Origin of the sequence: Flavobacterium plurextorum (assembly GCF_024638035.1) — a bacterium.
Lineage (GTDB): Bacteria > Bacteroidota > Bacteroidia > Flavobacteriales > Flavobacteriaceae > Flavobacterium > Flavobacterium plurextorum.
This window is the reverse complement of sequence record NZ_CP100442.1, coordinates 1,222,707-1,234,837: the sequence shown is the minus strand read 5'-3', so window position 1 is coordinate 1,234,837 and position 12,131 is coordinate 1,222,707. Positions and strand designations below refer to the sequence as shown.

General features: G+C 33.3%; 10 protein-coding genes. 4 read left to right on the top strand and 6 right to left on the bottom strand.

Annotated elements, in window-relative coordinates:
* Positions 1-125: 125 nt before the first annotated feature.
* Entirely contained in the window at positions 126-1,679 is a 1,554-nt protein-coding gene (gene amaB, locus NLG42_RS05745; protein WP_257683236.1) for an L-piperidine-6-carboxylate dehydrogenase, read from the bottom strand.
* A 181-nt stretch (positions 1,680-1,860) separates the two neighbouring features.
* On the opposite strand from amaB, the gene NLG42_RS05740 reads away from it, so the two are divergent.
* On the top strand, positions 1,861-2,820 hold the full coding sequence (locus NLG42_RS05740; RefSeq protein ID WP_099717763.1) for an MBL fold metallo-hydrolase: 960 nt from the start codon (positions 1,861-1,863) through the stop codon (positions 2,818-2,820).
* 117 nt (positions 2,821-2,937) lie between these two features.
* Here NLG42_RS05740 and NLG42_RS05735 read toward each other — a convergent pair whose 3' ends face one another.
* Positions 2,938-3,477 carry a 3-hydroxyanthranilate 3,4-dioxygenase gene (locus NLG42_RS05735; RefSeq protein WP_129023455.1) on the bottom strand — a complete coding sequence of 180 codons (540 nt, stop codon included), beginning with the start codon at positions 3,475-3,477 and terminating at the stop codon, positions 2,938-2,940.
* A gap of 108 nt (positions 3,478-3,585) precedes the next feature.
* Positions 3,586-4,680 (bottom strand): endonuclease/exonuclease/phosphatase family protein, encoded by a 1,095-nt coding sequence (locus NLG42_RS05730; RefSeq protein ID WP_257683235.1) that lies wholly within the window; start codon positions 4,678-4,680, stop codon positions 3,586-3,588.
* 211 nt (positions 4,681-4,891) lie between these two features.
* Between NLG42_RS05730 and NLG42_RS05725 the strand changes: the two genes are divergently transcribed.
* From NLG42_RS05725 to NLG42_RS05715, 3 genes are all read left to right on the top strand, one after another.
* Positions 4,892-5,791, top strand: coding sequence for a S66 peptidase family protein (locus tag NLG42_RS05725; RefSeq protein WP_099717766.1), 900 nt, complete (start codon positions 4,892-4,894; stop codon positions 5,789-5,791).
* A gap of 138 nt (positions 5,792-5,929) precedes the next feature.
* Positions 5,930-6,301: a YraN family protein gene (locus NLG42_RS05720; RefSeq protein ID WP_089059716.1), complete on the top strand. Its 372-nt coding sequence runs from the start codon at positions 5,930-5,932 to the stop codon at positions 6,299-6,301.
* 119 nt (positions 6,302-6,420) lie between these two features.
* Positions 6,421-7,077 (top strand): hypothetical protein, encoded by a 657-nt coding sequence (locus NLG42_RS05715; protein WP_008466087.1) that lies wholly within the window; start codon positions 6,421-6,423, stop codon positions 7,075-7,077.
* A 67-nt stretch (positions 7,078-7,144) separates the two neighbouring features.
* Here NLG42_RS05715 and NLG42_RS05710 read toward each other — a convergent pair whose 3' ends face one another.
* The 3 genes from NLG42_RS05710 to NLG42_RS05700 all read right to left on the bottom strand — a co-directional run bounded on the left by NLG42_RS05710 (position 7,145) and on the right by NLG42_RS05700 (position 11,880).
* Positions 7,145-7,699 (bottom strand): DUF5683 domain-containing protein, encoded by a 555-nt coding sequence (locus NLG42_RS05710; RefSeq protein WP_257683234.1) that lies wholly within the window; start codon positions 7,697-7,699, stop codon positions 7,145-7,147.
* A gap of 196 nt (positions 7,700-7,895) precedes the next feature.
* Positions 7,896-11,261, bottom strand: a complete 3,366-nt coding sequence (gene mfd, locus NLG42_RS05705; protein ID WP_089059718.1) for a transcription-repair coupling factor — start codon at positions 11,259-11,261, stop codon at positions 7,896-7,898.
* Positions 11,254-11,880: a hypothetical protein gene (locus NLG42_RS05700; RefSeq protein WP_089059719.1), complete on the bottom strand. Its 627-nt coding sequence runs from the start codon at positions 11,878-11,880 to the stop codon at positions 11,254-11,256. Before NLG42_RS05700 ends, mfd begins: the two co-directional genes overlap by 8 nt.
* Positions 11,881-12,131: the final 251 nt, after the last annotated feature.

Here is a 12,131-nt window from a genome sequence, read left to right as displayed (position 1 = left end):
TTATCGAATTATATATTACTCATTTCTATCAAATACAAATCTAAATAAATTACTACAAATTCAATACAAAAAAACCGCTTCTTCCAAATATTGAAAAAAGCGGTTTATTAATAAATCTTCTATTTTTACAAATCAAATTTAATTCCTTGTGCCAATGGCAGACTAGTTGTATAATTGATCGTATTGGTTTGACGACGCATATAAATTTTCCAAGCATCAGAGCCAGATTCACGACCGCCGCCAGTTTCTTTTTCACCGCCAAAAGCACCGCCAATTTCAGCACCCGAAGTCCCGATATTTACATTTGCAATTCCACAGTCAGAACCTACAACCGATAAAAATCTTTCGGCTTCACGTAAATTATTAGTCATAATTGCTGATGATAATCCTTGTGCAACACCATTTTGAATTTCGATTGCAGCATCAACATCTCCAGAATATTTAACTAAATATAAAACTGGAGCAAAAGTTTCATGCTGTACAATTTCAAATGAATTTTTAGCTTCGGCAATTGCAGGCTTAACATAGCAGCCGCTTTCGTAACCTTCGCCTGAAAGTACACCGCCTTCAACAAGAATTTTTCCACCTTCAGCAACTACTTTATTTAAGGCAAGTGCATACATTTCTACAGCATGTAAATCGATAAGCGGTCCAACATGATTATTTTCGTCAAGCGGATTTCCAATTCGCAACTGTTTGTAAGCCGTTATCAATGCATCTTTTACTTTATCATAAATGCTCTCGTGAATAATCAATCTTCGAGTTGATGTACAACGTTGTCCAGCAGTTCCAACAGCGCCAAAAACAGCACCAATAACCGTCATTTTAATATCGGCATCTGGAGTTACAATAATAGCATTGTTTCCTCCTAATTCCAACAGCGATTTTCCTAAACGACCAGCAACAGTCTGTGCTACAATTTTTCCCATTCGTGTAGAACCAGTTGCTGATACCAGCGGAATACGAACGTCTTTTGTCATCAACTCTCCTATTTTGTAATCTCCATTTATCAAACAAGAAATTCCTTCTGGAAGATTATTTTCTTTAATAACCTGAGCGATTATGTTTTGACACGCAATACCGCAAAGTGGTGTTTTTTCAGAAGGTTTCCAAACGCAAACATCACCAGAAATCCATGCTAAAGCCGTATTCCATGACCAAACTGCAACTGGAAAATTAAATGCCGAAATAATTCCCACAACTCCTAATGAATGATATTGTTCGTACATACGATGTCCTGGTCTTTCAGAATGCATCGTTAATCCGTGTAACTGACGTGATAATCCAACTGCAAAATCACAGATGTCGATCATTTCCTGAACTTCTCCGTAACCTTCCTGCAAAGATTTTCCCATTTCATATGAAACCAATTTACCAAGAGCCTCTTTATTCTCGCGCAATTTCTGTCCAAACTGACGTACAATTTCTCCACGCTGCGGTGCAGGAATTAAACGAAATGTTTTAAAAGCTTCTGTTGCCGAATGCATTACCTTTTCATAATCTTCAAGAGTAGAAGTCTTTACAGATGCAATTAATTTTCCATCAACAGGAGAAAAACTATCTAAAATCTCACCCGATGAGAAATTTTCTATTCCAGTAGAAGTTCCTTCATTTACTTGTTTTATTCCTAGCTTTTCAAGCGCTTCATTTATGCCAAATCGTGATGCTATTGTTGTCATTGTAACTTTTTTAGTTAAAATTGTTATATTAATACGTAAAGATATTGTTTTAAAATTACTTTCTAATAAATCATAATAGTTAAAATCAGAGTAAATTTAAGGCTATTTAATAGTAATAACAGAATCAAAGCCTGCTTTATTCATTAAATTTGATGAAATTTGCTTTCCTAAAATAAAAAACATGAATCTTTTTAAACGTCTTCTACTCTGTCTTATATTAGTTACTCTAAATGCCTTTTCTCAAAAAGATCAAAAATCTTCTTTTCAGATCGTTCCATTGGGTGTAAAAGGCGGAATTGACGAAAAAAATCTTTCTGCTTATTTACTCGCTCCTGTACATACAAACGACTATATCTGTTTAGACGCAGGAACAATAAATGCAGGAATTGAAAAAGCTATTGAAAACAAAGTTTTTAAAGTTACTACAGCTGAAGTTTTACGAAAATATATAAAAGGATATTTTATTTCACATGCTCATTTAGATCACGTTTCTGGATTAATCATAAATTCTCCTGCAGATTCTTCTAAGACGGTTTATGCAACTGAAAAATGCATGGAAATGATGGAAAACCATTATTTTAATGATCAAACTTGGGCAAATTTTGGCGATAAAGGCCCTGGAACTCCTTTGAAAAAATATCATTTTGAAACTTTAAAAACCAATCTTGAAACGCCGATTACGAACACTCAAATGACGGTAAAAGCATTCCCGTTAAGTCACGTAAATCCGTTTGAAAGCACTGCATTTTTAATAAAAAATGGAGATTCGTATGTTTTATATTTAGGTGATACGGGACCAGACGCGGTTGAAAAAAGTGATAATCTTAAAAATTTATGGACAACAGTTGCTCCTCTTATTAAAAACAAACAATTGAAAGGAATTTTTATTGAAGTTTCTTTTCCAAACGAACAGCCTGATCAATTTTTATTTGGACATCTAACACCTAACTATCTAATGAAAGAGCTTCATGTTTTAGAAGAATTAGCAGGAAAAGGAAGCTTAAAAGATTTCAACATTATTATTACACATTTAAAACCGCCTGCTAAGAATATTACAAAACTTAAAGAGCAAATTAAAAATCAAAACAATTTAGGCGTGAAGATTATTTATCCTGAACAAGGGAAGAGATTTGAGCTATAATTTTTTTGCCACAGATTAAACAGATTGTATGGATTTTAAAATCTAATCTTGTCATATATTCCAAACCCGACCCGTTTTAAAACCTTTCGGGTTTGATATTTTAACTCAATTAATAAATTACTTTTTTGCTGTAAATCTCGGATCAGTTTCCATTACAGTGCCGCATTTATCACAAGTTCTTAATTCTTCAGAGTTGTAAAAATGCTCGAAGTGCGGAAGAAAGTCTTTCTCTATATTATGCAGTTCAAAAAACACTTCGTATAGTTTATGATTGCAGTTATCACAATGCCACAACAATCCATCAGTATATCCTTTTCCTGCTCGTTTACGCTCAATTACCAAACCTATTGAACCTTCAGAACGAACTGGAGAATGCGGAATTTTAGCAGGATGAAGATACATATCGCCAGCATTCAGCTCCATTTCTTTACGTTCTCCATCTTCTTGAATTACCACTTTTATACTGCCTTCTAATTGATAAAAAAGCTCTTCGGTTTCATTGTAATGATAATCTTTTCTTGCATTTGGCCCTGCAACTATCATTACGATATAGTCGCCTGAATCTACATAAAGGTTTTTGTTTCCAACTGGCGGCTTTAATAATTGTCTGTTTTCTTCAATCCATTTAGTAAGATTGAACGGTTTTGCTATGGCCATTTTTTTCAAAATTTATAATAGGCTAAGATACTAAATTTGTAAAGACACACTGTAGTACATCTCATGGTTTTAATCATAGGAATGTAGACGCACTGCTGTGCGCCTCTACTATTTCTCTCGTATCAAATAAATATAAACTGGAAAATGATCGCTAAAACCTGCTTCTTCTAGTGTATTTCGTAACGGATATCCCTTATACTTTCCAGAGGTTTGAATTAAATACGGTCTATTAAAAATTCCTGCCTTCCAAAATTTAAATGTAGAAAAACCTGTATTTACTAATGAACCAGTCATCATAATTTGATCAAAAATATCCCATGAATCTCTAAAAGCTAAAGTTCCCATTCCTTTCTCAGCCATATCTTCAAATGGATTAAAAACATCAAATTCTCGAACTTCCGTTTTTTTTGCCTTTGCTCCTAAAGCTGTTTTAATACTTTTATTATAAGGACCATCGTTTAAATCTCCCATTGTAATTACTTTCGCATTTGGATTTATTTGCTGCAATGAATCTATAATCTTACGATTTAACTTTCCTGCAGCTTCTCGGAATGCGCTGCTCGCCTTTTCTCCTCCTGATCTCGAAGGCCAATGATTGACAATAATATGAATCTCTTCGTCTTCAAGAAAACCCGTTATTAAGAGCTGATCTCTTGTGAAGATCCTGCTTTTAATTTCCGTTTTAGTTTCGACATCTCCTAAATCTTCATTTTTATCTTCCTGAATAGCAGCTTTCTTTTTATAGATCAGCAACGGAATGTTAGCAAATGATGTTGGTCTAAAATATTTCTTTTGATACAAAAGCGCAACGTCAATACCACGTTGATCAGGCGAATCAAAATGAATAATTCCGTAATCAAATCCAGCGATTTTTTCTTGTTTTATCAAATCTTCGAGCACGCCTCTATTTTCAACTTCGGAGCATCCTAATAAAATAGGTGCATTAGAATTTTCTGGAGTGCCTATTTCAGAAATGACCTTCGATAAGTTTTTTAGTTTTTGATCGTACTTTTCTTTTGTCCAATGCTGAGCACCATTAGGCGTCCATTCATCGTCATTTGTACTTACATCATTATAAATATCAAAAAGATTTTCAAAGTTGTAGAATGCAACTGTGTGGATTTTGTATTTTTTTGATTGCGCGTTTGAAACAAAAATTACAAAAAAGGCGAGTAAACAAAAGTGAAGTTTAATAATTTGCATAACTTTAAAAATTGAAGTACCAATTTAAACAAAAAGTAAGAATTTTCAGTATTTTAATTTTAAAGAATTATTATATTTGTTAATTCCATAACTAAAAACCTGTATTAGAATTATGAAAAGCCAGCTCACTATCTCAAAATATTTTACCTACACTAAACTGGCATTTCTTATTTTTGCTTTACAATCATTTACCTGTCAATCTCAACAAAACATGATAACACCGCCTTACTTACAAAAAGGAGATACTGTAGCTCTTTTGGCAACAGCCCGAAAAAACATCGACGACAACTTAAAACCAACTATAGATTTATTGCACAGCTGGGGTTTAGAAGCTGTAATAGGCTCAACAATCGGGCTTGATTTTAATCAGCTTGCAGGAACAGACGAGCAGCGTGCAGCCGATTTTCAAAAACAATTAGACAATCCAAACATTAAAGCAATTTGGTGCGTTCGCGGTGGTTATGGAACCGTTCGAATGCTTGATCTTTTAGACTTTACCAAATTTAAACAACATCCAAAATGGGTTATTGGTTTTAGTGATGTTACTGTTTTGCATAACCATTTAAATACAATGGGTTACAAATCGATACATGGTATTATGCCGGTTACAGTAGCTCGTGCAACTCCAGCGGCCGTTAGTTCGATGAAAGCCAGTTTATTTGGTGAGCCTCTTTCTTACACAATTGGTCCAGATAAAATGAATCGTTTTGGTAAAGCCACAGGCGAATTGGTAGGTGGTAATTTATCTATTCTTTACAGTTTATTAGGTTCGCAGTCGGCTATTGATTGTAAGGATAAAATTTTATTTATCGAAGATCTGGATGAATACTTATATCATATTGACCGAATGATGATGAATTTACGTCGTAATGGATGCATCGAAAATCTAAAAGGCATTATGATTGGCGGAATGACCAAAATGAAAGACAATGAAGTGCCATGGGGTAAAAATGCATTAGAAATTATTGATGATGTCACTAAGAAATACAATATCCCGGTGATCTTCAATTTCCCAGCTGGACATATTCAGGATAATAGAGCATTGATTATGGGAAGTACAATTTCGATTGATGTCAATGCAGCTGGAAGCACTGTTACTTTTCAGAAATAGCAGTATTTCATATTCAATAAATACCACATAAAAATCTCGTAAAGACGCGAAGTCGCAAAGCACAATTAAAACTTTGCAACTTCGCGTCTTTGCGTACAAAAAACTTGAAACTTCGAACTTGAAACTAAAAACTAAACTATGGCAGAACATAATGAACTTGGCAAAAAAGGAGAAGATCTGGCTGCAGCATATCTTGAAGAAAACGGTTATAAGATCTTAGAACGAAACTGGACTTTTCAAAAAGCAGAAATAGATATTATTGCGCAAAAAGAAAATATTTTAGCAGTTGTTGAAGTGAAGACAAGATCAAGCTTAGATTTTGGATCTCCACAAGATTTTGTTAAACCAAAAAAAATTCAACTATTAGTAAAAGCAGTAAATGCCTACATAAACGATAGGGAAAAGGATTTTGAGAATGATTTAAACATTCGTTTTGATATCGCCGCAGTGCATAAAACGGGGGAAATATTTGCAATTGAACATCTTACGGATGCTTTTTATCATTTTTAACATATTTTTTTATTGTTATAATTCTAACAAATTGTTTTTTTATTTATCTTTGTAGAGATTTATAACATAAATTAACTAAACCAACCCAATTAAGTTACAAAAAAAAAGAAAAAAAAATTATGAAAACCGTTTCTTCAATCGTCGAAAATTACATTAAAACAAAACCCTTTTTATTGAATGCGTTATCGCTTGGAATTATCAATTTAACCTCTCTTTCTCGGAATATCATGACGGAGTTGGAAAGTGAATTTGGTAAGGAAGTAAAACAAGGTGCTGTTGTAATGTCGCTGAAACGACTGACTGAAGAATTGGATTTTAAATTAAATCATAAGATCAATAAAGTCATTAAAAACATAGGCGAAATTACCGTAAGATCTGAATTGACGGATTACACTTTTGCTGCTTCAGAAACTGTTTTAAACAAACAGGCTGATTTAATTTCTGATATTAATGCCCTATCTGATATCTTTTATACTTCGTCTCGTGGTGTAAATGAAACTAATATTGTAGTGAGCAGCAGTGTAAATCATTTAGTTGAAAAACACTTTATGCGCGAAAAGTTAATTCAGAAATTAGACAATCTGGCTTCTATTACTGTAAAATTACCAAAAGAAAACATCGTGGTTCCTGGTATTTATTATTTCATCTTTCAACGTTTGGCTTGGGAAGGAATAATCATAAACGAGGTAATTTCGACTTCAAACGAATTTACTATTTTAGTTGGTGAAGATCAAGTTGATGTTGCTTTTAAAGTTATTAAAGACTTAAAAAACTAGTTCTCTAACATAAGCAAAAAAAAATGGCGCATGAAAATTCATGCGCCATTTTTTTTGTTCAATATTTTTAAAATGAATAATTGAGAGCAATTCCAAAATCACTTCTTAATAAGGTATCATTATTAATTAATACTGGTTTAAGTGCTAATTTTTCGCTTACATTAAATTGCGACAAGGCAGCATCAATATTTGCATCAATAATGTTTAAAACATAAAACCCGACAATGAAAAGGGCTGATAAATCTCTGTTTCTTTGAAATTGTTTTTGAGCCGAAAGCAGCTGACTGTCACTTAAGTTCCCCAAATAGTCTGAATCACTTTTGTTTCCTGCAAGTCTATTTTTATATTCGTCTCTGTAAATGTTGTAATTTTTTTGACTATCCAAATAAAAATAGGCGCTGGCACCAATTGCTCCATATACCAACGGAAGCTTCCAGTATTTCTGATTGTAAATTTGTCCTAAACCAGGTAAAATAGCCGAATAAAAAGCTGCTTTGGCAGGGCGAAGAGGATCGATTGTTTCTACTTGTAAAGAATCGTTTTGAATCGTTTTATTTTTTATCTGAGCGGATATTGAGGTTAATCCAAAAAATAAAAACAGAATAATAAATTGATAGTTCATATAAAAGGTTTCTCTGAATTGATTTTCAAAGAAACCTTTTTAGTTCTAAGATTTTTCTTAAATAAAAGATAAAGAAAACTTAATGTTTTGTTTTGTTTTTCTGCCACGAATTTCACGAATTAGCGCCAAATTAAATGTTATCTGCTGAATAAAATTTGTGTAAATTCGTGAAATTCGTGGCAACCTTTTTAATTATTTATTCCCCCAGCATCTCCATCAACTCTAAAGCCCTTTTAGTCGATTTTACATTGTCAAAAGTCAATAAAAGTCGTAAGCCGTTAGGTGTTTGTTTTTCTTTCATCGTACAAAGATTACTGTGGGTTTGCACAAATTTTATCACTTTATGAAAACGCTTTGATTGATAATAATCTGATTGTTGATCAGAAACAAAATAGCCAATCATTTTACCTTTTTTCATTACCAATTTTTCAATTCCTACTGCAGTAGCAATCCATTTGATGCGAATACTATTCATCAATGCATTGGCACGCGGAGGCATTGGACCAAAACGGTCAATTAATTTGTTTTGAAAAACAATTAATTCTTCTTCATTTTTCACAGAACCCAATTCGTTATACAAACTCAAACGTTCGGTAACATTATTGATATATTCATCAGAAAATAACAACTCAAAATCAGTATCAATTTGTAGATCTTTTACGTATTCTTTCGTTTCAATATCATTCTCTTCAGGGTACAAATCTTTAAATTCGTTTTCTTTTAATTCTTCGATTGCTTCGTTCATGATTTTTTGGTACGTATCAAACCCAATTTCATTAATGAAACCACTTTGTTCACCGCCTAACAAATCTCCCGCTCCACGAATTTCAAGATCTTTCATTGCGATATTAAAACCACTTCCCAGTTCACTGAACTGCTCCAAAGCCTGAATACGTTTTCTAGCATCTTCGGTCATTGACGAATATGGCGGACAAATAAAATAGCAGAATGCTTTTTTGTTACTTCGACCAACACGGCCGCGCATTTGATGCAAATCTGATAAACCAAAATTATTGGCATTATTAATGAAAATTGTATTGGCATTTGGAACGTCCAATCCGCTTTCGATAATTGTGGTTGCCACCAAAACATCAAAATCTCCGTTCATGAAACCTAACATCAATTCCTCAAGTTTCGCACCGTCCATTTGTCCGTGACCAATTCCAACTCTCGCATTTGGAACCAAACGCTGAATCATTCCAGCGACTTCTTTTATATTTTCAATTCTATTATTGATGAAGAAAACCTGTCCGTTTCGCTGAATTTCATACGAAATTGCATCACGAATAATTTCTTCATTAAAACCAACTACATTGGTTTCAATAGGATATCTATTAGGCGGAGGCGTAGTAATTACCGACAAATCTCTGGCTGCCATTAAAGAAAACTGAAGCGTTCTCGGAATTGGAGTTGCTGTTAATGTCAACGTATCGACATTTGCAGCAATGGTTTTAAGTTTATCTTTTACGTTAACTCCAAACTTTTGTTCCTCATCGACAATCAATAAACCTAAATCTTTAAAAACTACATTTTTGTTTACTAATTGATGTGTTCCAATTACAATATCGAGTTTTCCTTCGGCCAAATCTTTTAGCGTCTGTGTTTTTTGTTTTGCCGTTCTAAATCTATTCAAATAGCCAATTGTAACGGGCATATCTTTTAATCGTTCCGTAAAAGTTCTATAATGCTGATACGCTAAAATAGTGGTAGGAACTAAAACTGCCACTTGTTTACTGTTATCTACAGCTTTAAAAGCAGCACGAATTGCAACTTCCGTTTTCCCGAAACCAACGTCACCACAAACCAATCGATCCATTGGGCGATCGCTTTCCATATCCGCTTTTACTTCTGCTGTCGATTTGGTTTGATCGGGTGTATCTTCGTAAATAAATGAACTTTCTAATTCGTTTTGCAAATAACTATCCGGCGCAAACTGAAAACCTTTTTCTAATCTTCGTTTTGCATATAACTGAATTAAGTTGAATGCAATATGCTTAACACGCGCTTTGGTTTTTTGTTTTAAAACTTTCCAAGCGTTCGATCCAAGTTTATAGATTTTCGGTGGAGTTCCGTCTTTTCCGTTGTATTTAGAAATTTTATGAAGTGAGTGAATGCTTACATAAACAATATCATTATCGGCATAAACCAATTTTATGGCTTCCTGCGTTTTACCTTCAACTTGAATTTTCTGCAAGCCGCCAAACTTTCCAATTCCGTGATCGATGTGCGTAACATAATCACCAACAGAAAGTGCTGTTAATTCTTTTAGCGTAATATTCTGCTTTTTCGAATATCCGTTTTTAATGTTGAATTTATGATAACGCTCAAAAATCTGGTGATCTGTGTAAGCAGTTATTTGATTCTCTTCGTCAATAAAACCTTGGTATAAAGGCAGTACAATTGTATTATATTGTTTTCTGATATTCTCAGAATTGGCTTCATCTAAACTTTCAAAAATATCGTGAAAACGTTTTGCCTGTGTTTCATTCGAACAGAATAAATAATTTTTATATCCATTAAAATGATTGTCGCTCAGATTATTCAGCAATAAATCAAATTGCTTATTGAAAGATGGCTGCGGCTGAAAATGAAATTCGAACTTTTTAGTTGTCTTGAAAATTGGTTTTGAAGCCAATTCAACAATCGAAAAATCTAAAGCTCGTTTAATAAACGACGCTTGGTTTAAGAATAGCTTTTCTGGCTCGGCATGTTTTATTTCTTTCGACAATTTCTCAAAAGCTTCTTCTGCTCTTGCAAATTGTTTGTCTAACTGGCTAAAAAGTCCGTCTGTATTTTGAATGAAAAGAACAGTCTTTTCGGCAATATAGTCTAAAAAGCTTTCGCGGTTTTCCTGAAATATCTTGTTTTCGACATTCGGGATAATCGTAATTTTTTTATGTGTTTCGACAGATAACTGAGTTTCTACATCAAAACTTCGAATACTGTCTACTTCATTTCCAAAAAACTCTATTCTATACGGATGATCGTTTGAGAAAGAAAAGACATCGACAATTCCTCCACGAACCGAAAATTCTCCAGGTTCTGTAATAAAATCAACTCTTTTAAATTCGTATTCAAACAAGACTTCGTTGATAAAATCAATTGAAATTTTATCGTTTAAAGCTACTTTTAAAGTGTTTTTATCAAGTTCTCTTCTCGTAACCACTTTTTCAAAAAGCGCTTCTGGATAAGTAACAATTATGGCTGGTTTTTTTCGCGAATTGATTCTATTTAAAACCTCAGCGCGAAGCAAAACATTTGCATTATCTGTTTCTTCAATGTGATACGGACGACGAAATGAAGCGGGATAAAACAAAACATCCTGCTCACCAATCATTTGCTCTAAATCATTCAAATAATAAGCAGCTTCTTCTTTGTTGTCTAAAACAATCAAGAAAGGCAATTCTGTTTTCTTAAAGACAGACCGAATTATAAATGAAACCGCAGATCCCAACAATCCGCTAAGATTCATTTTTACCTGATTCCCTTCCAGTAAACTTGTGGCAATCTGCTGTGCTTTTGGCAAATTGTCATAGGTAGTATATAAAGCGTTTTTACTCAACTTTTGGTGCGTTTTGATCTATGTTTTGTATTGGTGACTGAGGTGCGCTTGTATTTAGAATCGCACGCGTAGTGTCTAACATTCTTAAGAAATCCTCTTCTCCTTGTTCTTTCGGAATTTTACTTTTCTCAACAATTTTATCCATTTGTCTTTCTAAGGAAACTAGTTCTTTATTAATGTCTCCAATTAAAAAAGCTACTTTATCATCTGGTATTTTACTCAAATGAATAAACAAATCCAACATTCTAACTTTTGTAATTAAAATTGAGATTCGGCTTCTTATTTGAGGCAGATTAAATTCAGCAGGAATATTATTGTTTAAAGCCATTGCTTTTTTTGAAATGGCTGTAGATTTTTTCTGAAATGCACCAATAGTTTTTCTTGGTTTATCTCCAATTTCTTTCATAAAATCGCGCCATTCTGTCCAGGCTCTTACATTTTGTTCCGAAATTTCATTGATTGGCTCATCAATAAAAACCCAGGCTTTATTGATGTTATTAAAAATTTTTTCATTCTTTTTAGCTTCTTTTGCATTTTCAGCTTGACGCTTTTCGTCTTGATTTTGACAAGATTGCAGCACTAAAATCAAAAGCAGAAATACTGCTATTTTATATTTCATTTCATAAAATGTTAGATCGCAAAGTTACAAAGTAAATTTACAATTACGAATTCTGATTTTTGCTAAAGATTCTATAAATCAAGGTTATTTTTTTGTCATCAATTTTAAGTAAAAAACTAATTTTCTACAGGATTTATGATCCAAAAAACGACCTCAAAAAGCACAAAGACACATTTCTTAAACAGAGAATTATCCAACAAACAAACTTTTTTGTTATTGAATTTATAAATTATGATTCTAAAAAACGTACG

Excerpts from the sequence above, each read along its gene's own strand:
- NLG42_RS05735 (WP_129023455.1), bottom strand. The coding sequence starts at position 3,477 with ATGGCCATAGCAAAACCGTTCAATCTTACTAAATGGATTGAAGAAAAC.
- NLG42_RS05720 (WP_089059716.1), top strand. The coding sequence starts at position 5,930 with ATGGCAGAACATAATGAACTTGGCAAAAAAGGAGAAGATCTGGCTGCA.
- NLG42_RS05700 (WP_089059719.1), bottom strand. The coding sequence starts at position 11,880 with ATGAAATATAAAATAGCAGTATTTCTGCTTTTGATTTTAGTGCTGCAA.
- NLG42_RS05715 (WP_008466087.1), top strand. The coding sequence starts at position 6,421 with ATGAAAACCGTTTCTTCAATCGTCGAAAATTACATTAAAACAAAACCC.
- NLG42_RS05740 (WP_099717763.1), top strand. The coding sequence starts at position 1,861 with ATGAATCTTTTTAAACGTCTTCTACTCTGTCTTATATTAGTTACTCTA.
- NLG42_RS05710 (WP_257683234.1), bottom strand. The coding sequence starts at position 7,699 with ATGAACTATCAATTTATTATTCTGTTTTTATTTTTTGGATTAACCTCA.
- amaB (WP_257683236.1), bottom strand. The coding sequence starts at position 1,679 with ATGACAACAATAGCATCACGATTTGGCATAAATGAAGCGCTTGAAAAG.
- NLG42_RS05725 (WP_099717766.1), top strand. The coding sequence starts at position 4,892 with ATGATAACACCGCCTTACTTACAAAAAGGAGATACTGTAGCTCTTTTG.
- NLG42_RS05730 (WP_257683235.1), bottom strand. The coding sequence starts at position 4,680 with ATGCAAATTATTAAACTTCACTTTTGTTTACTCGCCTTTTTTGTAATT.